This is a genomic window from Pedobacter steynii (genome assembly GCF_001721645.1).
Lineage (GTDB): Bacteria > Bacteroidota > Bacteroidia > Sphingobacteriales > Sphingobacteriaceae > Pedobacter > Pedobacter steynii_A.
Genome location: NZ_CP017141.1, coordinates 851,185 through 875,625 on the forward strand (window position 1 = coordinate 851,185; position 24,441 = coordinate 875,625).

The 24,441-nt window shown below is 41.9% G+C and carries 14 protein-coding genes; 13 read left to right on the forward strand and 1 reads right to left on the reverse strand.

The window, feature by feature from the left end; translation table 11 throughout:
- Window positions 1-59 precede the first annotated feature (59 nt).
- From BFS30_RS03540 to BFS30_RS03560, 5 genes are read left to right on the forward strand one after another with little or no spacing between them, the layout of a single operon-like run.
- Window positions 60-3,494 carry a TonB-dependent receptor gene (locus BFS30_RS03540; RefSeq protein ID WP_083251938.1) on the forward strand — a complete coding sequence of 1,145 codons (3,435 nt, stop codon included), beginning with the start codon at window positions 60-62 and terminating at the stop codon, window positions 3,492-3,494.
- Between the two features lie 41 nt (window positions 3,495-3,535).
- Window positions 3,536-5,371: a RagB/SusD family nutrient uptake outer membrane protein gene (locus BFS30_RS03545; RefSeq protein ID WP_069378006.1), complete on the forward strand. Its 1,836-nt coding sequence runs from the start codon at window positions 3,536-3,538 to the stop codon at window positions 5,369-5,371.
- A gap of 36 nt (window positions 5,372-5,407) precedes the next feature.
- Window positions 5,408-6,736 (forward strand): IPT/TIG domain-containing protein, encoded by a 1,329-nt coding sequence (locus tag BFS30_RS03550; protein ID WP_069378007.1) that lies wholly within the window; start codon window positions 5,408-5,410, stop codon window positions 6,734-6,736.
- 18 nt (window positions 6,737-6,754) lie between these two features.
- Window positions 6,755-8,200, forward strand: coding sequence for a DUF1565 domain-containing protein (locus BFS30_RS03555; protein ID WP_069378008.1), 1,446 nt, complete (start codon window positions 6,755-6,757; stop codon window positions 8,198-8,200).
- Window positions 8,170-8,712, forward strand: a complete 543-nt coding sequence (locus BFS30_RS03560) for a LacI family DNA-binding transcriptional regulator (RefSeq protein ID WP_069378009.1) — start codon at window positions 8,170-8,172, stop codon at window positions 8,710-8,712. Before BFS30_RS03555 ends, BFS30_RS03560 begins: the two co-directional genes overlap by 31 nt.
- Here BFS30_RS03560 and BFS30_RS03565 read toward each other — a convergent pair.
- Window positions 8,654-10,801, reverse strand: a complete 2,148-nt coding sequence (locus BFS30_RS03565) for an alpha-N-acetylglucosaminidase (RefSeq protein ID WP_069378010.1) — start codon at window positions 10,799-10,801, stop codon at window positions 8,654-8,656. The two genes, BFS30_RS03560 and BFS30_RS03565, sit on opposite strands and share 59 nt — an antisense overlap.
- 211 nt (window positions 10,802-11,012) lie before the next feature.
- Here BFS30_RS03565 and BFS30_RS03570 point away from each other — a divergent pair, with 211 nt between their 5' ends.
- The 8 genes from BFS30_RS03570 to BFS30_RS03610 all read left to right on the forward strand — a co-directional run bounded on the left by BFS30_RS03570 (window position 11,013) and on the right by BFS30_RS03610 (window position 24,438).
- On the forward strand, window positions 11,013-13,355 hold the full coding sequence (locus tag BFS30_RS03570; protein WP_069378011.1) for a beta-galactosidase: 2,343 nt from the start codon (window positions 11,013-11,015) through the stop codon (window positions 13,353-13,355).
- 1,127 nt (window positions 13,356-14,482) lie between these two features.
- Window positions 14,483-14,680, forward strand: a complete 198-nt coding sequence (locus BFS30_RS27685) for a hypothetical protein (RefSeq protein WP_157262868.1) — start codon at window positions 14,483-14,485, stop codon at window positions 14,678-14,680.
- 69 nt (window positions 14,681-14,749) lie between these two features.
- Window positions 14,750-15,706, forward strand: coding sequence for a grasp-with-spasm system ATP-grasp peptide maturase (gwsG, locus tag BFS30_RS03585; RefSeq protein ID WP_069378014.1), 957 nt, complete (start codon window positions 14,750-14,752; stop codon window positions 15,704-15,706).
- On the forward strand, window positions 15,703-15,891 hold the full coding sequence (locus BFS30_RS03590) for a hypothetical protein (RefSeq protein WP_069378015.1): 189 nt from the start codon (window positions 15,703-15,705) through the stop codon (window positions 15,889-15,891). Before gwsG ends, BFS30_RS03590 begins: the two co-directional genes overlap by 4 nt.
- Before the next feature lie 2 nt (window positions 15,892-15,893).
- Entirely contained in the window at window positions 15,894-16,964 is a 1,071-nt protein-coding gene (gene gwsS, locus BFS30_RS03595; RefSeq protein WP_069378016.1) for a grasp-with-spasm system SPASM domain peptide maturase, read from the forward strand.
- 1 nt (window position 16,965) lies between these two features.
- Window positions 16,966-19,173, forward strand: a complete 2,208-nt coding sequence (locus BFS30_RS03600) for a peptidase domain-containing ABC transporter (protein ID WP_069378017.1) — start codon at window positions 16,966-16,968, stop codon at window positions 19,171-19,173.
- Window positions 19,163-20,467 carry an HlyD family efflux transporter periplasmic adaptor subunit gene (locus BFS30_RS03605; protein WP_069378018.1) on the forward strand — a complete coding sequence of 435 codons (1,305 nt, stop codon included), beginning with the start codon at window positions 19,163-19,165 and terminating at the stop codon, window positions 20,465-20,467. The genes BFS30_RS03600 and BFS30_RS03605 overlap by 11 nt, the downstream gene beginning before the upstream one ends.
- Window positions 20,468-21,273: 806 nt before the next feature.
- Window positions 21,274-24,438 (forward strand): SusC/RagA family TonB-linked outer membrane protein, encoded by a 3,165-nt coding sequence (locus BFS30_RS03610; protein ID WP_069378019.1) that lies wholly within the window; start codon window positions 21,274-21,276, stop codon window positions 24,436-24,438.
- The last annotated feature ends 3 nt before the right edge of the window (window positions 24,439-24,441 follow it).

Genomic DNA, 24,441 nt, shown 5'->3' on the forward strand with positions numbered 1-24,441 from the left:
AAACTTGCAGCTGCCAAACATTAGACCTGAGCGGCCTCTGCACAACCAAATATAACAAAATGTATAGATTTTATGCCAGCAAACCGGGTATAACAGACCGTTATATCCGTAAAATATGGATGATTATGCGATTAACCACCACATTGCTCCTATTCACTTTAATGCAGGTAAGTGCCGCCAGTTTTGGGCAGCGCATTACTCTTAATGAACATCAGGTGTCATTAAAAAGTGCATTAGAAAAGATCCATAATCAAAGTGGATACAATTTTTTGTTCGACCGGAAAGTCATCAACGGAATCAAGCCCATTACCATTTCTCTGAAAAATGAAGAGCTGGAAGTTGCGCTGAAGAAGATTCTCACCGACCTTCCGCTGACTTATCTCATTGATGGAAAAACCATCCTGATTAAGCCAAAAGAGACTTCACTGCTGGATAAAGCCGTAGATAAGCTGGTCGACATTTTCAACGATCAGGAAATCCGTGGTCAGGTGACCGATTTAAAAGGCATTCCGATTCCGGGCGCAACCATCTTGATTAAGGGGACCAAGAAAGCAACTTCCACAAATTCCGATGGGAATTTCAAAATCCAGGCAGATAACAAAGATATCCTGGTGATCCAAATGGTGGGTTTTGTGACCAGAGAAATACCTGTTAACGGGGAAACAGTCCTCAACATTACCCTCACAGAAGAAGACAAAGCACTTGATGAGGTCGTTGTGGTGGGTTATGGTAAACAGAAAAAGGTCACCATTACCGGAGCAGTAAGTACCATCAATATGGGAGATATGCTTACCCCTAACCGCTCCCTGTCCAATGCACTGGCCGGTAAAGTTGCCGGGGTCATCTCTATGCAGAGAAGCGGGGAACCGGGTTATGATAATGCTTCCTTTACCATCAGGGGTATTGGTACTTTCACCGGCAATTCAGAACCGCTGATTATTATTGACGGAGTACAACGTGATGATGTTAACAGTTCTTTCGGAGGCTCGTACAACAACATAGATCCCGAAGATATACAAAGCATTTCCTTATTAAAGGATGCTTCCGCTACTGCAGTATATGGCGCCAGGGGTGCCAATGGTGTGTTGATCATCACTACAAAACGCGGTGTTGCAGGCAAACCACAGATTTCCATTAAGACGGAAGCCTCAATGTCTGGCCTTACCAAAACCCCAAAAATGCTGGAGGGTGTTTCCTGGATGCGCTTGTATAATGAGGCCACAGTTAACGACGGGAACCAACCCGTATATTCTGAAGAAATAATCCAAAAAACCGCCAGCGGCCTGGATCCCTACCTTTATCCAAATGTAAACTGGATAAAATCTACCTATAAAGACTGGGCACCAGGTTTCAATACCAACTTGAATGTAAGCGGTGGATCTCAAAGTGTAAGATATTATGTTTCTGCCTCTTTCTACAATCAGGACGGCAGTTATAAAGTAAGTAAACAAAATGGCTATAACCCGAATTTAAACTTTAAAAGATATGATTTCAGGACCAATCTTGATATCGATCTGAGCCCTACTACCCTGCTGTCCATGAACCTGGATGCCATGCTGGTTAGCAGCAGATATCCTGGCTTATCAGCCAGTAAAATCTGGTATAATGCCTATTTAACCCCACCCATTGCCTTTCCCATTCAGTATCCTGACGGATCATGGGCAGGCCCTTTTAACAATGGAGGGACCAACCCACTTAACGAAATCCAGAATTCCGGTTATGCAACCGAGTTCAGGCCAACCATACAGTCTATTTTTTCCGTTAACCAGAAACTGGACCGCTTTACAAAAGGGCTAAGTGCTATGGCCAGGTTCTCCTTTGACTCCTATAGCGAAAACAACAACAGAAGGTCTGGAAGAAACAATCTTTTTCTCGCCACCTCGAGAGATGCGGAGGGGAACCTGATTCTGAACCAATCCAGGGTTGGAGATCAGTTCTTAGGTTATTCCCAATACTCACAGGCAGAAAAAAAGATGTACCTGGAAACCAATATCAATTACGACCGCAGCTTTGGTAACCACCATTTTGGAGGATTGTTTTTATACAATATGCGCACAAGGGTAGTCAGCTCTGCAGGAGATGTCATTTCTTCCATCCCTTACAAAAACCAGGGCATGGCATTCAGGGCTACCTATGCTTATGCGGATCGGTACATGGTAGAATTTGACGCAGGTTATACCGGTTCAGAGAACTTTGAACCCGGTAAAAGATTTGGATTTTTCCCATCTTTTTCTGCAGGCTGGGTGATCTCCAAAGAATCTTTTTTCAACAAGCTCTCTTCGGGCATTAACCTGCTAAAAATCAGAGGATCTCATGGTATTGTTGGAAATGACCAGATCGGATATCAGGCAGGTCTGAAAAGGTTCCCTTATCTGAATCAATATGGCCCTGGTCGTTCTATAGGATTAGGCTTTAACGGAGCCATCTTTAACGGGGTTACAGAAAGTGTAATCGGCGTAGAAAACCTCACCTGGGAAAAGGCCACCAAAGACAATATTGGTATAGAAATCGGCTTGTTCAATAAACTAAACCTGACCGTAGACCTGTATAAGGAAAGAAGGAAGAACATCTTAATTTCCCGCAGCTCCTTATCCGGGATCCTGGGCGTAACCGGAACCGTATATGCCAATTTAGGCGAGATGAACAACCATGGTGTGGATGCCAATATCGAGTATAACGAAAACATAGGGAATGTATCCCTTCGTCTATATGGCAATTTCACCTATAACAACAATAAAATTATCCAGCGTGATGAACCGAAACAACTGTATGCTTATCAACAGGCAACCGGACAAAAATTAGGCGACAACCTGATGTACGTTGCCGAGGGTTTATTTACCTCTGCTGAGCAGATTGCCAACAGTCCGAGTCAATTTGGTGCGGTCTTGAGGCCAGGTGACATTAAATACAAAGACGTTAATGGTGATGGCGTGATCAATCCTTTTGATCGCGTATATACCGGCAAATCAGATGTTCCTACCATCTTGTACGGATCAGGTTTTACCGTAGGTTATAAGGGCGTAGATCTCTCACTTTTCTTCCAGGGCATTTCCAATGCTACCTTCATGGCCAATGGCTCTGCGGTAACAGGTGATGGGGCAAGCGGTGCCGGTATTGTCCCCTTTACCGGCATGGGCCAATATCCTTCCGGAATGCTGGCCAATCTGGAAGACAGATGGACTGCTGAAAACCCCAGACAGGATGCCTATTATCCGAGATTAGGGATCTCCAATCAGAATAGCAATAACTACCAACCCAGCACCTGGTGGTCTAAAGACGGCAGCTTTGTTCGTTTAAAACAAGCCACTTTAGGATATAAATTTTCAGATGCTTTTCTTACCAAATCCGGTATTAAGTCAGTCTATTTTTATCTGACCGGACAGAACCTGTTCACCTTCTCCAAATTTAAGTTATGGGATCCGGAGCTCGGCGCCAATGCCTCAGGTTATCCGCCCTTAAGAACATTTGCCCTGGGACTGAAAGTATCATTTTAACAAGAACTATTGATCAATTACAAGCATTAAAAAATATTCTGATGAAAAAGAAAAATATACCTCTATTCATTATCGCCGTAGGATCATTGTTTTTAACAAGCATTTTATCCTCCTGCAAACACCTGGATGAAAAACCTGATAATTTGCTCACCTCCGATATCCTGTGGAGCAACCGGGCTAATGCGGAATCTTATCTCTACAACATTTATGGTGCAGTACTCGAAATAGACTATCCACATATTGGCATCAGTGACGAAGCCTCGGTTTCCATCCCAGGCACCAATATCCGGCAAATGGTAGCCGGCAACTGGAGCTCCGTAAATGCCTATTACGACCATTGGGACAATTATTATACCGGTATCCGTTCTTCCTTCATTTTTGAAGCCAATGTAGATAAAGTACCGGATTCTCAACTCGGCGCTGATTTAAAGGTTCAGTACAAAGCAGAATCTAAATTCCTGAGAGGCTGGTTTTACTGGCAGCTGATCAAACAATACGGGCCGGTGGTAAAGTTAACCGGTGCCCTTTCCCTGGATGAAGACTTTAACAAATATCCAAGGGCTACTTTTGACGAATGTAAGGATTACGTTAACCAGTTAATGGATGAAGCTGCGGTTGATCTGCCTGTACGCTGGGCTTCTTCCAGCAATTATGGGCGCCCTTCCAAAGGATCTTGCCTGGCCGTTAAATCACAACTTGCCTTATGGGCTGCCAGTCCATTGTGGAACGGGAACCCTGCTTTCAATTCCTTAAAAAATCAGGACGGAACTGCCTTGGCCCCTGCTGTATATGATGCAAACAAATGGAAAATTGCCGCAGATGCTGCTAAAGCAGTGATAGACCTTAACTCCTACAAACTATTTACCAATCTGGATAACGGTGGTACTCAGTTTGATCCCTACCTTTCCGTCCGGGATCTTTTCCTGACCAACTGGAACAGTGAAATCCTGTTCTCCAGAAATTCCTGGAACTACTGGGGCTATACCAAAGCCTCTTCTCCCAACCCCGGAGGGATTAACCTGTACAACGCCACTCAAAACGTAGTCGATGCGTTTTATATGGGTAACGGACGCAGCATTGAAGACCCTTCTTCAGGTTATGACGAAACCGGTTTTGCAGAAAACAATAGCAGCCAGTACTGGGCACATAAAAAAGGACAATGGAATATGTATGCCAACCGGGAGCCCCGCTTTTATGCCTATATTCAGTATAACGGCCGCCCGGTATTACCTGCACCTACCGTTGATGATAAAAATTATTACTCCTCAGCAGGTAACGTAGATGGCACTGGTCGTGTAGAGTTCTATTATGGCGGGAAAGCCGGGGCTAAAGCGACCGGAATTACCAATAACATTACCGGTTATAACTTCCTGAAAAATGTAAGCCCCGCCGATAACATCAGGCAAGATGCCACGAATTACAGGCCTTTCATCCTCATGCGCTATGCGGAAATCCTCCTTAATTATGCAGAAGCCCTGAATGAATACTCCCCTTCCAACCCGGATGTGGTGAACACGCTCAATCTGGTCCGCTCCAGAGCAGGACTACCAGGGATAGAAACCGTTTATCCCGCCGCAGTTGGAAACAAGGAGCTCATGAGAAAGTACATCCTGAAAGAAAGACAGGTAGAGCTGTGTTTTGAAGGAGACCGTTATTATACCCTCATCAGAAGGTTACAGCTCGGTGCTCCCGAGAATCAAACCATCTATGGGATGAATGTGAATGAAGACGATGGAGGCCAGGGATTTGGCTTTACCCGCTTTTACAACCGGACATTCTTTCAAAAAAGAGCATGGGCAGATAAAATGTACCTCTTCCCTATTTCCCAATACCAGCTGGACCGGGACAGGGCCCTGGTACAGAATCCAGGTTGGTAAGCCAACGCATCATTTATGTATTTAAAAAAAGCGATCATGAAACAATTCATCAATATAAAGGCATCATGCAGGTATACCTTATCCTTTTCCATTTGCCTGCTTTTCTTTCTTAGCGGTTGCAAAAAAGACAAAGAAGCCAGCTATAATCCTTCCTCTCCCATCACCATTTCAGATTTCATTCCTAAAAAAGGTGGAGGTGGCACTGAGGTACTCATTACCGGAAGCAATTTTTCTTCCGACCTCTCTAAAATCTCTGTAACCCTGAATGGACTGGCCTTAAAAGTAATTGGTGCCAGTGCCACACAAGTTATGGCAGTAGTTCCAAAAAAATCAAAATCAGGCCCCTTAAAAGTAACTATAGAAAACGGGGAAGCTTCCAGCGAAGCTGTTTTTACTTACGAGTACACCCGTACGGTGAGCACCCTTGCCGGATCAGGTGCTGCGGGCTTTGCCAATGGAAAAGGAACAGATGCCTCTTTTAACCTGAACGGTCAAAACTGGTACAGGAGTTCAGGTATTGTGGTAGACGACCAGCTCAATGTTTACGTAGCTGATCCCGGCAACCACTGCATCCGGAAAATAGATTCGGCCGGAAACGTGACCACTCTAGCCGGTAATCCCAATCTTGCTGGTTATGCCGATGGCAAAGGTACCGCAGCAAACTTCTCTTTACCCTATGACCTCGCTATTGACGGACAGGGCAACCTGTATTGCGTAGATCCTGGCAATTGGGACATCAGAATGATCACACCAGACGGACAGGCCAAGACCTGGGGTTTTGGAAGTCAGGCACCATGGAGTGTCGCCTTTGATAAGGTAGGCGGAAAACTATACTATGCCAGCTGCTCCAGCCCCGGAAATATTTATGAGATCAACGCCCAGGGTGTCAACAAGGAAATCATCTCCGGTTTAAATTATCCGGCAGGTATTAAATTCGACAATACCGGTAACTTATTTGTATGCGGACATGGCGATCAGGTGATCAGGAAATTTACAGCCGGCACCTGGCAGAGCAGCATTGTTGCCGGCCAACCGGGAAATGTCGGATATGTAAACGGAGTGGCCAATGCCGCCTTATTCGCATATCCATGGGGAATTGCCATAGACAACAGCAATAATATCTATGTTGCCGGCAATGGTACCGGGGGTGGAAGCACCAGCAATCCCGATCAAAGCATCCGCTATCTGCAGGCCAATACTTACGAAGTCGGCACATTTGCCGGAAGCAGCAAAGCAGGTTACACTGATGGATTCGGCGGACTCGCCTCTTTTAGCGCACCTGGCGGAGTTGCGGTAGACAAAAACGGAACGGTATACGTACTGGACAAAAACAACAACAGGATCAGGAAGATCATTTCTGAATAACACAATTTTAATCAACACATGAAACCATATGCTTTTTTAAGCCTGGTTTTAGTTGTACAAACTCTGGTTTGTACAACTAAAACCTTTGCCGCTATACCCCAGACTAAAGAAAAACCCCGTAAGTATTATGTATCTGTAAATGGCTCCGATGGCAATACCGGCAGCATTAGTGCCCCCTTCCAAACCATCAATATTGCGCTAGCTCATGCTAAACCAGGAGACCAGGTATTGGTTAGAGGCGGCACCTATTATCAGGAAGTAAAATTCCCTAGATCCGGTGAACCTGGCAAAACCATCAGCCTGCAAGGTTATCCGGGAGAAAAGCCCATCATTGATGGCAGCAGGATTAAAGTTTCCGGATGGTTATCACTGGTTACCATCAGCAACGTAAGTTATGTAACTATAGATGGGTTTGACATTTGTAACCTGAGCAGCTCCGCTGTAAACACCGATCCTCAAGGCATTGCAATTAACGGCAAAGGGCAACACATCTCTGTTAAAAACTGTCACATCTACAACATCAAGAGTCACGCTACACTTGAACAGGGAAGAAGTGCACATGCCATACTTGTTATTGGCAGCAGCCCTACCCCCATCTCTCACTTATTGATTACAGGATGTACCGTAAATGACACCCAAACGGGAACCAGTGAGAACGTAACCCTTGCCGGGAATATAGAAGGCTTCATCTTCAGTCACAATCTGGTATACGATACAGAGAATATTGGCGTCATTGTAGCTGGCGGCGATGGTATTAATCCGCGTGGAGCAGTGGAAAGCAATTACGCCCGAAATGGGGTGATCAGCGACAATGTTTTTCACCACAACACCATGACCAGAACACCGGAAACCTGGGGCCCAGACCGGTTCGGCGCCATCTCCATTTATGTTTGCGGAGGAGCCAACACCCTTATCGAAAGAAACATTGTTTATGAGAGCGACAGAGGGATTGGTCTGGTTAGTGAAAGCAATATTTACCCAACCAGAACCACGACGGTAAGAAACAACCTCGTTTACAACTGTTACCGGGCAGGTATTTATATGGGTGATTATTTAAACTATACCATTGCCGGCACTAAAAACTGCAGTATACTGAACAATACTTTATTCCAGAACAATCGTGTTGCCGGTGCATTTGGAGAAATTGAAGGAGAGCTCAGGTTAACCGAACACTGTGAGGGCAATGTCATTAAGTACAACCGGGTTTATGCCGGGCCTAAAGACTTGCTGGTCCATAAATATACCTTAACCGGAAGTCAAAACATTATCGATCACAACAGTTATTTCAGCATCGGGCAACCGCAATGGATCTGGAACAGTACCAATGGCAGTCCGATTACCGACTTTCAGACCTGGAAAAAAACCAGCGGTCAGGATGCCCACTCCAGCCTGAAGAAAGTCAGTTCTAAGTTTTACTCTAATTTAAGCAGAAAATGGAAAAGATCCCTACCATCAAAGATATAGCCAGGCGACTAAACATTGATCCATCAACCGTATCCAGGGCACTTCGCGGGCATCCCAGTATAGGCCTTGTCACGACAATGAGGGTCAATAAAATTGCTAAAGAGATGAACTTTCATCACAACCAGAATGCAGTATTGCTTAAACAGGGCAGGACTTCCACCATAGGTGTGGTTCTGCCTGATATCTCAAATGCTTTTTACTGTGCTACACTGAGCGAAATAGAACGTTATTCCCATAACAAAAATTACAACATCATCTTTGGCCAGTCGTTCGAAAAACCGGAACGGGAAAAACAAGTTCTGGATAATATGAAGAACCTCAGAGTAGATGGGATCCTCATTGCCATTGGCAAATCTTCCCTACCTTCTGAGGAGTTAGAACAATTCAGAAGGTACCATATCCCTGTGGTCATTTTAGAGCATAGAGATATGGTACAAGGTCTGCCTTATCAGGCTATTGAACATCTATTTTCAGTTTTAGAATCTCAGCAGTCACCTGATCCAGTGTCTTAGCCGGCATTTCCGGCCTGAGCTCCATATTTTTCTCTACCCATGCGCGCTCCCACCAGAAAAAGTCGGGAGCCTGCGTGTTTTTTCCCTGCAGGTTGCTTTGTAAATGAGCAATGTACATTTCCCATCTTACCTGGTAATAATCTTTCATCAGCCCTCCCCATTCTTTATAAGCATACTCGTGCAGGTTATCTTCTGCCGGGATATTCTCACCCCAATAGGTGATCAGCATCATGGCATTCTTTATATTGAGGCGTTTCTCTTCTTCTGTTTTTCCCAGATTTAAAGCCTGAGTCTTATAGGTATTTAACTGATAATAAGGATGGCTGGAAAGCAGGTCATCCGTTAAACGGATCATGTCCAGAAACTGCGCCGAAAAACGGCTGAATTGTGCTGTATTTTTATCATTATAAGCCTTTACCATCGCTTCAAAAACCCGTTCCCCATCATTGGCCAATACCTGTCTTAACATATTGATCAGGTCGATCTGATAGGTGTCTGAACTTTTAAAATCAGGCGCTGCTTTAGCAAATTCCAAAGCTGCTTCTTTAAATTTAGCCAGGTCATAGGTTCTCACACGTGTCCCCCATCTGGAGGCCGGTTTAGAATCCAATGCCGGTCTGATACAAAATACAGACTCACTGGCCCCTTCCTGATACCCTGGAATACTTTGATAAATGGTTTCCAGGAATCCCTGCCAGGCTTGCTGAATGTGTTGATCTGAGCTTCCATAACGATATTTCGTATAATCAGTAAGCCAGTTCTTTACCTCAACATGGTCCTTTCTCCAACCCAGTTCCAGCATCAGGTCATAGACAGGGGGATTGTTATTTAATCCTTCAGGCATCACCCCTACTCCTTTTAAAACTTCTTTATAGGGGCCTTTCCGGATCCGGTCGACTTCATCTGCAAAGCGTTGCAATTTACCATATACACCAGGTCTTTCACCAAAATTATTCACTACGCACCAGATAAATGGCGTGGAATCATAACCGTTTCTTTTCTCCCAGTTATTGGTAAACTCACCAAACAGCTCCTGTACCAGGATATGTGATTTATCCAGACCATCCAGCATTTTCTGTTTAGGATTGTCCTGCCAGCCCTGTAATACCCATGTTGATCCCGGAAAACTTCTTTGCATTTCAGTCTGAATGGATTTGCCCGCTTCCTTTAAATCTATCCCTTCTGTAATTCCACCTTCATGAAAAGGGTCTCCAGCAAAAAACCGGATATTTTTGCCATAAGCCTTTTGCAGTTCCTTGTAATATATTCCTGCTATTCTGGAGAAGTCCGGATAACCGGGAACTAAAATATCCGGGCGTTTAAATGCACCCCAAGTTTTCTGGTCAATGATTTTTGCTTTACTCTTCTCTTTTAAAGAGCCAGGAACCATTCCATAAAAACCTTGTAATACTGGCTCTATTCCAAATTCTTTCATCCGCCGCATCATCTTTTGCTGCAACATTTTGCGGCCATCAATCTGGCTTTGAGGCATCGGGCCTCCCCAGCTTTGAATGTTCCCCATTAACCACCAGGCAGTATAGGCAGGGCCGACTAAAAAATCATTAATTTCCTGATCCGAATATCCGATCTGCTTTAAAGTATTTTGCCATACTGCTTCCATTCCATTGACGGTAAGCATCAGGTTTACTCCATTTAAAGCCATCCAGTCCAGCTCATGCTCCCAGTCTTTCCAATCGTAAAAACTCATGGTATAATTGTAGGTGCAATAGTTTAAAGCATAACGGTATTTTGCAGGTGCCTCTACACGTACTTTCTCCTTTACTACAGGAATTGGATAAACAGGAGCAAGGTTATCGCCCATGTGCGACATAGAACGGTGGCAATAGTATTTTAGATACCAGTTTAGTCCCACTGCCGCAGCATTTGGACCGGAAGCACTAATGATCAGTTTGCTTCCGATGCTCTGCAATTCAAACAGGTCTTTCTGATCGCTTTTTAAGGGCTTAAAAACCACCTGATTGATCAACCAGGGCGTTCTTCGTTTAATCAGGTCCTGGACTGGTTTAAATTGCCGGGCTAAAAGCTCAAGGGGGATCAGGAACAAAAGCAAACAGGTAAATTTTCGCATAAAATCAGGTGGTTTTTCTATTTCAAAGAGATCAAAACTAGTTAAAATCTATTGTAAAAAACCAGCGTAATCAGCCCTTAACCACGTTAAAACTTACACAATCGATTGTATTCCCTCACACAATCGATTGCGTAAGTTTCAGGTATTTTATTTCTTCTTTTTTTGCTTAGCATTGTAGTAAATGTTCGTGTTTTTACAACTATTCCCCCTTATGAAGAAGCAGCTAATTGGTTTATTATTTTTGATACTATCCGGATCTTATTTACAACCTGCATTTGCACAGCAAGAAGCAGATGCACCTTTTAAGATCAGTACAGAATCCTTTATTTTAAATGGCAAACCATATGTTATTCGTTGTGGTGAACTGCATTTTGCCAGGATTCCAAAAGCATACTGGAGACAGCGTTTAAAAATGGTAAAAGCGGTTGGCTTAAATACCGTTTGCGCCTATCTGTTTTGGAATTACCACGAAACCAGCCCTGGCAAATTCAATTGGGAAGGGCAGGCTGATGCGGCCGAGTTCTGCAGAATAGCTCAGGAGGAAGGGTTATATGTGATCTTGCGTCCTGGTCCCTATTCCTGTGCCGAATGGGAATTTGGCGGATTTCCGTGGTGGCTGCTGCAAAAGAAAGATCTTAAATTACGGACACAAGATCCTTATTATTTAGCCCGTAGTCGCCAATATATAAAAGAAGTTGGACGCGTGCTGAGCCCATTGCAAATTACCCATGGTGGCCCGATCCTGATGGTACAAGTAGAGAACGAATATGGAAGCTACGGCACTGACAAGGAATATCTGTTAAAGCTGAGAGACTACCTGAAGGAAGCCAACTTTAATGTACCATTTTTCACCTGTGATGGTGTAGTTCAGTTAAAAAACGACGTGCAGAAAGAGCTTTTTGCAGTGGTCAATTTTGGAAGTAATCCGGAAGCCGGTTTTAAAGCTTTGCGCGAAGTTCAGCCTGAAGGGCCTTTAATGTGTGGAGAATATTATCCGGGATGGTTTGATTCCTGGGGCAATGCGCATCATACCGGCTCCAGCGACAGGATGGTGAAAGAGCTGGATTGGATGCTGGAGCATAAAGCCTCTTTCAGCATTTATATGATCCATGGGGGAACCTCTTTCGGGCTATGGGCAGGCGCTAATTGTCAGCCTTATTTGCCGGAAACATCCAGTTATGATTACGATGCACCTATTAGCGAAAACGGATCGGCCAACCCTAAATTTTATGCATTGCGGGATATGCTCAAAAAGCACCTTCAGCCTGGTGAAACTCTGCCGGATGTACCTGCAGCAATTCCTGTACAAAAAATAGCTCCGTTTAACCTTAGCTCAGTAGCCCCTATCCTACCACAATTAACAAAGCCCGTTACTTCTGATACGACCTTATATATGGAAGATCTTGGACAGGGTTATGGCATGGTGGCATATGAAACGACTTTACCTGCGGGAGCAAAAAGCACACTGGATTTCACTGAGGTACATGATTACGCGGAAGTGTATCTGGACCAGAAACTCATTGCTGTGTTAAACAGGATGAAAAATGAGCATAGCATAACAATTCCGGCACTATCAAAAAGAACCCGGTTACGCGTATTGGTGGAAGCCATGGGCCGTGTAAATTATGGTGATTATATGCATGACCGTAAAGGGCTACAAGGGGAAGTTTATCGCATTTCCAATACCGGAAAATTGCAGCTGAAAGGATGGAAACATTATTCTATCCCATTGGGAGAGGACAATCCGGCATTCAAATATCAAAGCATTAAAACCGCAGGCAAGGTAAACGAACCGGCTTTTTATAAAGGCAGCTTTACCGCGAAAAACAACCATGATTTTTACCTGGATATGCGTTGGTTTAAAAAAGGTGTGGTCTGGATCAATGGGCATTGTCTGGGACGTTACTGGAATATTGGCCCTACTCAAACCATGTATGTTCCCGGAGTATGGCTAAATACAGGGAAAAACGAAGTGGTGGTGCTGGACCTTCATCGCCCCCTTGCCCCACGGTTACAAGGATTGGAAAAACCAATCCTGGATAGTCTGACAGAGGTTAAAGCAATCAGCAGCAACCATCGTAAAGCGGGACAGCAATTTGGCAACAATGCAGAGTACCTGGTCTATAGCGGAACTATGAAAAATTCTGCGGAATGGCAAAACATTATTTTTCCGGTAAAGAGTGGCCGGTATATCGCTCTGGAAGCGTTAAACAACTTCGCTGAAAATCCATTTACTTCGGTAGCAGAGTTGGAGTTACTGGACGAAAATGGTAAGCAAATTCCAAGGAATTTATGGAAAGTGGTTTACGTGGATAGCGAGGAACTGAAAAGCCAGGATGGCAAATCGGAGAATGTTTTTGATCTTCAGTATACGAGTATCTGGCATAGCCAATGGAAAGATAATACCCCTAAACACCCTCATCAGATTGTGATTGATTTAGGTGTACAGACAAGCATCGGCGGGATCAAAGTATTGCCCAGACAGGATATGGAAACGGGAAGGATTAAAGATTTTAAGCTTTATCTGGCAAATAAGATATTTAAGGGGTTATAATATGCTGTTCCCGATTTACTATATTTATCGTTTAAATATTGTTTTATGCACCATGATTTCTATCAACAAAAATTTCTCGAAAAACGGTGGTATAAATTCACAAATGAAGGCTTACATGTAAGTAAGAAAAAGTTTTGGAATTTCTACGAGTATGAATTGAAATACGAAGAGATGGGAAATAAAATAATTCGGTTTAAAGGAGGGGCAAACGCTTGGTGGATCCCTGCTTCAATCTTGATTTTTATATCTTCGATATTATTTTTAGATAAAAAAAAATGGCGGTGATGTTGAAAATGGAGCTGTATTATTCTATTTATCACTCGCCTTTGTATGTATTATCGGTTACATTATAACATTTAAAAATGTTTGCTATCTGAGCAGAGCCAACAATACCAATGCGATAGAATTCATAAATAACAATCCAGGCAAGGAGGAATTAAAAACCTTTATAGAAGAAATACAGTCGAAAAGAAAGGAATTTCTTTTACAACGTTTTGGACAGCTAAACAAAAATCTAAGCTATGAACCTCAATACAATACTTTTAGCTGGTTACTTGATAACGAGGTACTCAGTCAGGAAGAATTCGATGAGAAAATTTCGGAGCTGGAGAAGTTATTACCCCCGGTCACCACTATAAAAGGATTCACACTTAATAATTAACCTGATTCTATTTAGGGTTTGTGGCTATCTCAGCTGCGCTATTTGCCTCATCCTTTACCAAGGATGAATATATAAGGTTTTTCATAATTATTTTCTTTCTTTTTATCGCATTACTTTCAACGATTTTGATCGATAAACTAGAACGCTTAAAAGCAGTTTATGTATTCCGAACCTATTATGTATTTCTGTTTTACTATACTGCAATTATTTTTCTCTTTTCCCTTTCAGTGATCGGTAACGCATTCACAAAGCTCTACGACCTTCAGTTCGTATTAAAAATGGTTACCTGTCTATTTATGATGGGAGTATAGTCAGCATTAATGTGTACCGATGATCTGACAATTTCAGATATCGAACAAAACACAACGAATATAAACTAATACATCCCGAAAATTGATTTCTTATTTAACAGGTGGGGATAAACCTATAAGTTAGGGCTAATAATCTAAATACAAATCCCAACGCTATGAAAAAGTTTGAAAAACTAAATTCAAAAAAAGTAGAATCAATTCATTCTATCAAAGGTGGAAGAGCGATGTACATGGAAAACTCAGTGGGTGTTAAGCCAACATTTCATGCTCAACCATCTGATCATGGAGACCACACCTGTACAGATGCGATTCCTGACCCTCCAGGTCCTCACGATTGCCCAGGCGGCTTTTAGAATTAAAGGCGATGCTAAATAAGCATCGCCTTTTTTAACCATACCTGCTTCATCCACCATAAAAAGAAAATGACAAAGAAAGTTTTAATTTTAAGCCAGTCCTATTCGGAAGGAACAACAGACTATGTTTGTCTGTGGCTTGATTATTACGGGGTTCCGTTTATCCGGCTGAATGGGGAAGATTATTTCAAAATGAAAAGATTGACGGATATTCCTGAAAACGAGGAAATCGCCTTCGCATGGTATCGTAGAAAAGCAGCCAGATTTCCAACACGGTACAGTTTTAAAAAAGAATCATTTGAGACCCATTATCTGATGCGCCGGTTTCTGATTGAAGAGTTCAAGGTACTGCATTCTCGTCTGTTTTATTCAATTGATAAACAAAAATGGCTTAATGATCCCATTATTGAAGATAATTTAAATAAGCTAAACGTACTCTTCCTGGCGCAAAAATCAGGGCTAAAAATTCCTTATACAGAAGTCCTGACCGATAAACAATCGGTAAAAGAGCTGCTCCGGAAGCACCCGGAATTAATCGTGAAACCTTTAAGTGAATGTATGATGCTGGAGGATGCAGATGGGGGACATTATAAGATGCTCACCAAGCCGGTTAGCGAAAGAAATATCCATTCTATTCCTGAAACCTTCTTTCCTTCATTGGTTCAGGAGCGTATCAATAAAAAATTCGAAGTACGAGTCTTTTATCTGGCAGGGAGCTTTTATGCGATGGCCATTTTCTCCCGGGAGAACAAAAGAACGGCATCCGATTTTAGAAATTACGACCACAAAAGGCCCAACCGTACCGTACGCTACCAACTACCCGATGAAATAGAAAGTAGATTAAAATGCCTCATGAAAGAGCTCAAATTTGAAACCGGATCAATTGATTTAATGGTCGATACAGAGGGCAGTTATTACTTTCTGGAAATCAATCCTGAAGGACAATTTGGAATGGTCTCTTACCCCTGCAACTATCATTTAGAAAGAGAAATGGCGCAGTTATTTATGCAAAAAGCAACGACATGAAAAAAAAATTCATCAGCAATCTAAAGGACAAGAAGTTCCTGCCCTTATCTATATATCTTCTGGAAAAAGACAGTTACGAACCAAAAGGTCTTCAGGGAAATATCGCCAAGTATGAAAAAGCGGTTAAAATTAATGCAGAAGGATATGAGTTACTGAATTTCTATAAAGCAATTTCGAAATTCTAAGCATGGAATATTTAAATATATATTCAAATTGTCAGCTGGTTAAAGGCGCGAGCAGATCGTTGATTTGCGACCTGCAAATGCGGAAATCTTATCCTGTTTCCAACGATGTATACGACGTGTTTTGCTTTTTAAAAGATCATTCGATCGAAGAATGTGTTGCGCATTATGGTGTAGATAATCAGGAAGCCATTCTAAGCTATGTAGATTTTATAGTTAAAAAGGAAATGGGTTTTAAAGACAAGGGTATTTTAGCGGAACTCAGTTCTTTAGATTTAAGCTGGGATGCATTTACAGATATTACCAACGTTATTCTGGAGTATAACGAGGATTTGAATTATGACAATCCTTTTTTCAAAGCGTTGTTTAATCTGAATGTCCACGGCCTGGAGGTTCGTTGTTACGACCAAACAGACCTGAAAAAATTAGAAGTGTTCTTAGCAACCTTTAAAGGGTCTGTTCTAAAATATATCAAACTTATCCTGCCCTATTCTTTGGCAACCAACACGAAAGTACTTGAGCAGCTGGTAAAAGACAACCTGAGGATAAAATCTTTCCTGATCCACTCGGCAGCTGAAGATCAGTTCATTCAAATATACAAGGATTCTGTTCCTGTTACCTATTATTCTGAAGCCATCAATTCCTGTCTGTCCTGTGGCACGATACGTTCCGCATATTTCATCACCAATATGGAGCTATTTACGGAAAGTCAGCAGCATAACACCTGTTTAAACAGAAAGCTATCCATCGATTTTAATGGCTTCATCAAAAATTGCCCTTCCATGCAGGATAGCTATGGCCATATGCTGGAAACAAACTTACCCGGACTATTGGAGAATCAGGATTTCCGTAAATACTGGGGTATTAAAAAAGATGACATCAGCGTCTGTAGAGATTGCGAATACCGCCATGTATGTACTGATTGCCGGGCTTATGTGGAAGATCCGGATGACATTTATTCAAAGCCTTTAAAATGTGGATACGATCCTTATACCAACGAATGGGAAGATTGGGCAATACATCCTATGAAACAGGCTGCAATAGAAGAATATGGTTTAAGCGCACTTATCAAATAGTATGAAACGGAAAGAATTCCCTTTTTATAAACAACCGGATAGTAAAGATTGTGGCCCTACCTGTTTACGGATTGTCAGTAAACATTATGGAAAACTTATTCCGCTTCAAACCTTACGGGACTTATCTGAAACCACCAGAGAAGGCAGCAGTTTTTGGGGCATGAGCAATGCTGCAGAACAAGCGGGGTTTAGAACCCTAAGTGTTCGTATTGATTTCAATACCCTGGTAGCAGATGTTCCCCTGCCTTGTATTGTCCATTGGAACAAGCAACATTTTGTAGTTGTTTATAAAATTGAGGAGAAGAAAGATCAGACAACGATCCATGTATCTGACCCAAGTTTTGGATTGATAAAGTACAACAAACAGGAGTTTATCAAATCCTGGATTGGCGGACAGGTTGCTGACGATGCAGAAGAAGGAATGGTCCTGGTGTTGGAAACCACACCGGTATTTTATCAGGCAGATTGGGATAAAGAAACGAATAAGATGAGTTTTTCTTTTCTTTCCAAATACCTGATCAAACACAAATCCCTGATCGTTCAACTTGCATTGGGCTTATTGGCCGGAAGTATTCTCTCTTTAATTTTTCCCTTTTTAACACAAAGCATTGTCGATATCGGCATCCAAAACCAGGACCTGAACTTTATCCATTTGATCCTGATCGCACAACTTATGGTGTTTATAGGAAGAATGGGAATTGGAGTGATCAGGAGCTGGATTTTACTACATCTTTCTGCCCGGATCAACATTTCTATCTTATCAGACTTTTTTATCAAGCTGATGCGCCTCCCGGTTAGCTTTTTTGACACCAGAATGATCGGCGACATTATGCAACGCATTTCGGATCATAACCGGATAGAAAAGCTATTGACCATCTCTTCCCTGGAAACGATCTTTTCTCTGGTGAATCTGATTGTATTCAGTATCGTTCTTTTACTTTATGACTATAAGCTATTTCTCATTTATATAGCGGGTTCTGCACTGTATGTGACCTGGATCTTATTGTTCCTGAAAAAAAGGAAGGAACTTGACTATAAACAGTTTTCACAGCTTTCTCAGGAACAGAGTAAAATGTATGAGCTGATTAACGGCATGCAGGTTATTAAAATACACAATGCCGAAAAATCTAAGCGTTGGGAATGGGAATATTTACAGGTAAAACTATTCAAAATAAAGATCAAAGCACTTTCATTAGAGCAATGGCAGTCTGTCGGGGGAGATTCTATTAACCAGTTTAAAGATATTTTTATCAGCTTTTTCGCTGCAAAATTAGTGCTGGATGGTCAACTTTCCCTGGGAATGATGCTCTCCGTGCAATACATCATCGGGCAATTAAATGGCCCCTTAATGCAACTGGTAGAATTTATCCGGCAGAGCCAGGATGCCAAAATTGCATTGGAGCGGTTGGGTGAAATACATGATAAAGAGGATGAAGAGCAAACTGGCATGCGTTACGTTACAGATGTACCCGAGCAAGGTATTGCACTTCAAAATGTTTCTTTCCGTTATACGGGATCAAATGATGCGGTTCTGGAAAATCTGGACCTGACTATCCCCTATCAGAAGACCACGGCAATTGTTGGGGCCAGCGGAAGCGGCAAGACGACCTTACTCAAATTGCTCATGAAATTTTATGAGCCTACAGAGGGAGAAATCAAAATAGGTCATTGTGACCTGAAGCACATTTCTCCAACAGCCTGGAGGGAGAAATTTGGTGCGGTATTGCAAGAAGGCTATACTTTTAATGATACCGTAGCCAACAACATTGCTATCGGTGAAGAGTATATTGATAAAGAGCGGTTAAAAAAAGCGGTGGAAATTGCCAATATCAAAACCTTTATTGAAGGCTTGCCTTTAAGCTACAATACACAAATCGGGCATGAAGGGCTGGGCATGAGTGGAGGTCAGACCCAACGTTTGATGATCGCCCGTGCGGTATACAAATCTCCTGAATATATCCTCTTTGACGAGGCCACAAGTGCCCTGGATGCAAATAATGAAAAGGTCATCATGGAAAACCTCAACCAGTTTTTTAAAGGAAAAACAGCTGTCGTTATCGCCCATCGTTTATCAACAGTGAAAAATGCCGATAAGATTGTGGTATTGGACCGAGGTAAAATTGTAGAAGAAGGAACCCACAGCCAATTGGTTGAGTTAAAGGGTGAATATTACAGACTGGTAAAAAATCAATTGGAACTTGGAAACTAGAAAAGACATATTAGAGGATCTTCAACTAAGGTCCGAAGGCGTTCAGGAAGTACTTTCCGAATCGCCAGCCTGGATGGTAAGATGGGGTAGCCTGCTTTTTTTGGCGATTATCTGCATGCTTATCGGAATCACTTACCTGATCAGGTATCCTGAATTTATACCGGCTCCTATTGTCATTACTTCTCATAATCCCCCGGAAAAATTAGAGGCGAGAACAGATTCTAAAATAGAATATGTTTTGATCAATGATCATCAGCAGGTTAACCAGGGAGATCTCTTAATGGTCTTGCAGTCCACCGCCGATTATAAGGACGTGCTGCAGCTGAAATCATTGATGAACCAGGTAAAAGACAAGGATCTTTCTCTGTTTCCTTTAAAGCCTGCCTCTAAATTCAATCTGGGAGAAGTTCAGGAAGTGTATAATACTTTTGCAAAATCTCTGCAGGATGAATACTTGTTTAATAAATTGCGCCCTTACGCACCTGAAAACCTTGCGGCCAATCAAAGTATCGCCGAATATAAAAGAAGGATCGTCAGCTTTAAGCACCAGAAACTACAGGAGATCGATAAATTTGAGCTAACGAAGAAAAATTATGAGCGTTCCGTTGGCCTTTTCAAAAGAAACGTGATTTCTGCTCTGGAACTGGAAACCGAAAAAATGAAATTCCTACAGGCACAACAAAGCCTGGAGAACATCGATATCTCATTGTCTCAGATGGAGGAGTCTGTAAATAATGCAAACAAGGCCAGGACCGGAGCCGCAATCAATGCGGAAAAGGATCAGGTAAATTATAAAACCTCATCTGCCCGGTTATTTGAGCAATTGAAAAAGACGATCAGAGATTGGGAACAACGTTATCTAGTGATTTCTTCCACAAAAGGTGTTGCCAGCTTTCAACAATTCTGGGCCTCCAGACAATTTGTAAAAACAGGGGACATACTCCTTACCATTATTCCTCAGGATAAGAAGATGATTGTAGGACGGATGTTTGTTCCCGCTGTAAATTCAGGGAAAATTATAAAGGGTGAAAAAGTGCTGATTAAATTGGATAACTTCAGGTATCAGGAATTTGGTATGGTTACCGGAAAAGTTCAGAATATTTCACTCTCTCCGGATAAAAATGGGAATTACTATGTAGAAGTCATTTTGCCGAAAGGACTAAAAACTTCTTATCAAAGGGAACTACCTTTTGATAAAGAGCTTCGTGGTAATGCTGAGATTGTCACGGAAGACCTCAGGTTAATCGAAAGAGTTTTTAATCAGTTAAGGAGTCTTTTAGGGCATCAAAATTGATTTATTTTAGATTAACACAGCATAAACCACTTATGAAACTATTCATAATTAAAACGTTTATCCTGGATTACAGAAATGAGTAACATTTCATGGTATCGAATTACCACTTGATCAGCATAGTAATCCAGGCTACAGGAAAAGTCATTCTTAATCCGTTATTATTTCATTTAGTCCTTAATGCGATAATTGAAATAATCAATAAAAAAATATCATAATCATTACAGAAAACCTGATCCAAAATACAACTACAGCAAGGCCAACATTCCTGCTTAACTTCTTTTAAAGAAAAATCTGGCATATGCAAAACTGTTGCACTTAAAGTAAATCAAACCATTCCCGTTAAATACAGCCATTTCAATCATCCAATTGTACATACAAACTACATAAATGTATAGACATTTTCCATTAAGATGCTATAATTTCTCGTAGCACCTATCTATTCGCTATAAAACAAATAAGAATTACCTTTTATTAAAAAATAACATAAGTATTGGTGACAAAACAACATAATATTATGCCAAAAATATCAAATAATTTGTTTGATTATAATTGTCAATTTGTTAATACCAATAATTTTCAGGTAAGTCCAAACATCTGAAATACAAGTTTTAGAGCCGCTCCTTTTTCTATAAAGAACTAAGATTTTACCAATATTATAACACCATCTTCCAGTAAAACTTAACCACAAATCAACCAGACCAATCAACCCTATTTCTCAACCAAACCCCAATCATCCTATCGAAACAAACCAGTAAAAAACCCCCACTACACAACCAACCAAATTAATTAACCAAACCAAACCAATTATGAAAATTACTTACCTTAGTTTTCTGGGGTTTCTTGTGCTCTTTTTTGCAGGATGTTTAGCATCGCTGACTACCCGGGCACAGGAAAAAACCACTGTTACGGGGACTGTTGTAGATTCTCTTTCTCAACCAATTCCCGGGATTAGTATTATTGTTGAGCGTGCGCCGAAAAATGGTACCAGTACCGATTCTAAAGGAAAATTCACCATCGAAGCGAAGAGCAACTCGGTTCTTGTTTTTTCAGGAGTCGGCTTTATTTCTAAAAAAGTACCTGTAGCAGGTAAATCCGTTATTAATGTAATACTTAAAGAAGATCAAAGCGGCTTAGATGAAGTTGTCGTAACCGCCTATGGAAAGAAGCAGAGGAAAGAAGCAGTTGTTGGCTCGGTTACCTCTATAAGCGCTAAAGATTTGAAAGTGCCCTCCAGCAACCTGACTACTGCCCTCGCCGGGCGTTTAGCTGGTGTTATTGCTTATCAACGTAGTGGGGAACCCGGCGCTGATAATGCCAATTTCTTTGTCAGAGGGGTAACCACCTTTGGAAACGGCAGTGGAAATCCCTTGATTTTAATTGACAACATCGAATTGACTGTTACCGATCTCGCCAGGTTACAACCGGATGATATTGAAAGTTTCTCCGTTTTAAAAGATGCCAGTGCTACCGCATTGTACGGTGCCAGAGGTGCTAATGGGGTAATATTTGTAACCACCAAACAGGGAAAGGAAGGAACTGCTCAGTTTAGCTTCCGCCTGGAAAATTCGGTTTCTGCACCTACAAAAAAACTAGAAATTGCCGATGCCATCACGCATATGGAGCTGTATACCGAGGCGCAATTAACCAGAGATCCACTGGCCAAATTATTGTATTCCCAAAATAAAATTGATCATACTAAGGCTGGCGATAACCCGGTTATTTATCCTGCAACAAACTGGACTGATCTCTTGTTTAAAGACCGGACCACCAATCAACGGGCTAATTTAAGTGTAAGGGGCGGTGGTAAGGTGGCACAATATTATGTAGCAGGGAGCTATAACTTAGACAATGGTACATTGAAAGTTGATAAGCGCAATAATTTCAATACCAATGTAAAGCTCAGTACTTATCAGCTACGCTCCAACGTAAACATACAAATTGCTCCTGAAACCGAATTGGTGGTAAGATTTTCAGGATTCTTTGACGACTATAACGGCCCGGCCGACGGAGGTTCCGGGGTGTATAAAAAAGCACTCAGAACAAGTCCTTCTTTATTTGCTCCCTATTATGCTCCTGATGCGGCAAATGTTGCTGCTCAGCACATTTTGTTTGGGAACTATCGTTCGGGTAGTTCGTTTTACATCAACCCCTATGCTGACCTGTTACGAGGATATAAAGACTATTCTCAAAGCAGAATGCTGGCCCAACTGGAACTGAATCAAAAACTATCTGTAATTACTACCGGCCTTAATTTTAAAGGCTTATTCAGTACCAACCGCTATTCCTATTTTGATGTGGTAAGGGCATATGGACCTTATTATTACGGGATATCAACCTACGATAAACTAAACAATGTGTATGCGTTAAACTGGTTAAATGAAACTCAGGGACCAGGTGCCCATGAAGACATCAGGCCGTTTGGAGGAAGCCGGGATGTAAATACAAATCTATATGCACAGGCAGCCCTGGATTACAGCAGGTTATTTAATGAAAAGCATAATGTGGGCGCAACGCTGATTTATACGATGCAGCAAAGTCTTTTTACAGCAAATGATTTTAGTGTGCAGGCTTCCCTTCCCCGCAGAAATATTGGCCTATCAGGAAGGGCTTCTTATGCTTACGACAACAGGTATTTTACGGAGTTTAACTTTGGGTACAACGGATCAGAAAGGTTTCATAAAGACAAACAGTTTGGTTTCTTCCCAACCATCGGACTTGGCTGGGTAATCTCAAATGAAAAATTCTGGAAGAGTTCATTTGTTAATAAATTGAAACTAAGAGGATCCTACGGACTTGTAGGAAATGACCGGATAGGTAGAGATGAGGACAGATTCTTTTATTTAAGCAGTGTAAATCTGGCCGCCAATTGGCGTGGTTCGTCCTTCGGATTTGACAATTCCTATTACAGGCCAGGGGTTTCAATTGACAGGTATCCCAATGCCCTGATTACATGGGAAAAGTCGTACCAAAAAAATCTTGCCATTGAGTTGAGCCTCTTTGATAAGTTAAATTTTGTAGGTGAGGTATATGAGAAGAGAACCAAGAATATATTACAGGACAGATCTTCCATACCCACTACTATGGGTTTATCGGTTACCACCCTTGCCAATGTTGGTGAGGCAAAGTCCAGAGGTGTTGATTTGAACCTGGATTATACGGAAAACTTTAGCGGAGGAGCCTGGTTTACTGTCAGAGGTAGTCTTACGTTCGCCAGAGGCGAATACTACAAATATGAGGAACCGGAATATAATGAGAAGTACAAACTTCATCCGGGACAATCTATCTCTCAGACCTATGGCTACATCGCCGAGCGCCTGTTTGTAGATGAAGATGACGTGCGAAATTCGCCTAAACAAAATTTCGGGCGATATCAGGCCGGAGATATTAAGTATAGGGATGTAAACAATGATGGCCAGATTACCTCACTGGATCAGGTACCTATAGGAAATCCGACAACCCCTGAAATCACCTATGGAGGTGGGATATCAGCGGGATATAAAAACTTTGATTTTTCTGTTTTCCTGCAGGGATTAGGAAGAGAGTCATTTTTTATAGATCCCTGGAAAACGGCTCCCTTTGTAAATTATGATCCTGATGGATTAAATTTTGGGCGTATCGGAGAAAACGCATTGTTAAAGGCATATGCAGACAATCATTGGTCTGAAGAAAACAGAGATATTTATGCGCTTTGGCCAAGGCTTTCCATAAGTCCGGTCGAGAACAACAACCAAACGAGCACCTGGTTTATGAGAAGCGGTAATTTTCTACGTGTGAAATCTCTTGAAGTCGGATATACCTTACCTAAGAGGTTCATAGAGCGGCTTAAAATGAATTCATTCCGTCTCTATTTCAGCGGCACAAACCTGCTTACTTTCAGCAAATTCAAGCTTTGGGATCCGGAACTTGGAAGTAGTGGCTTGGGATACCCGCTGCAAAAGGTATTTAACCTCGGTCTAAACGTAACTTTTTAATAT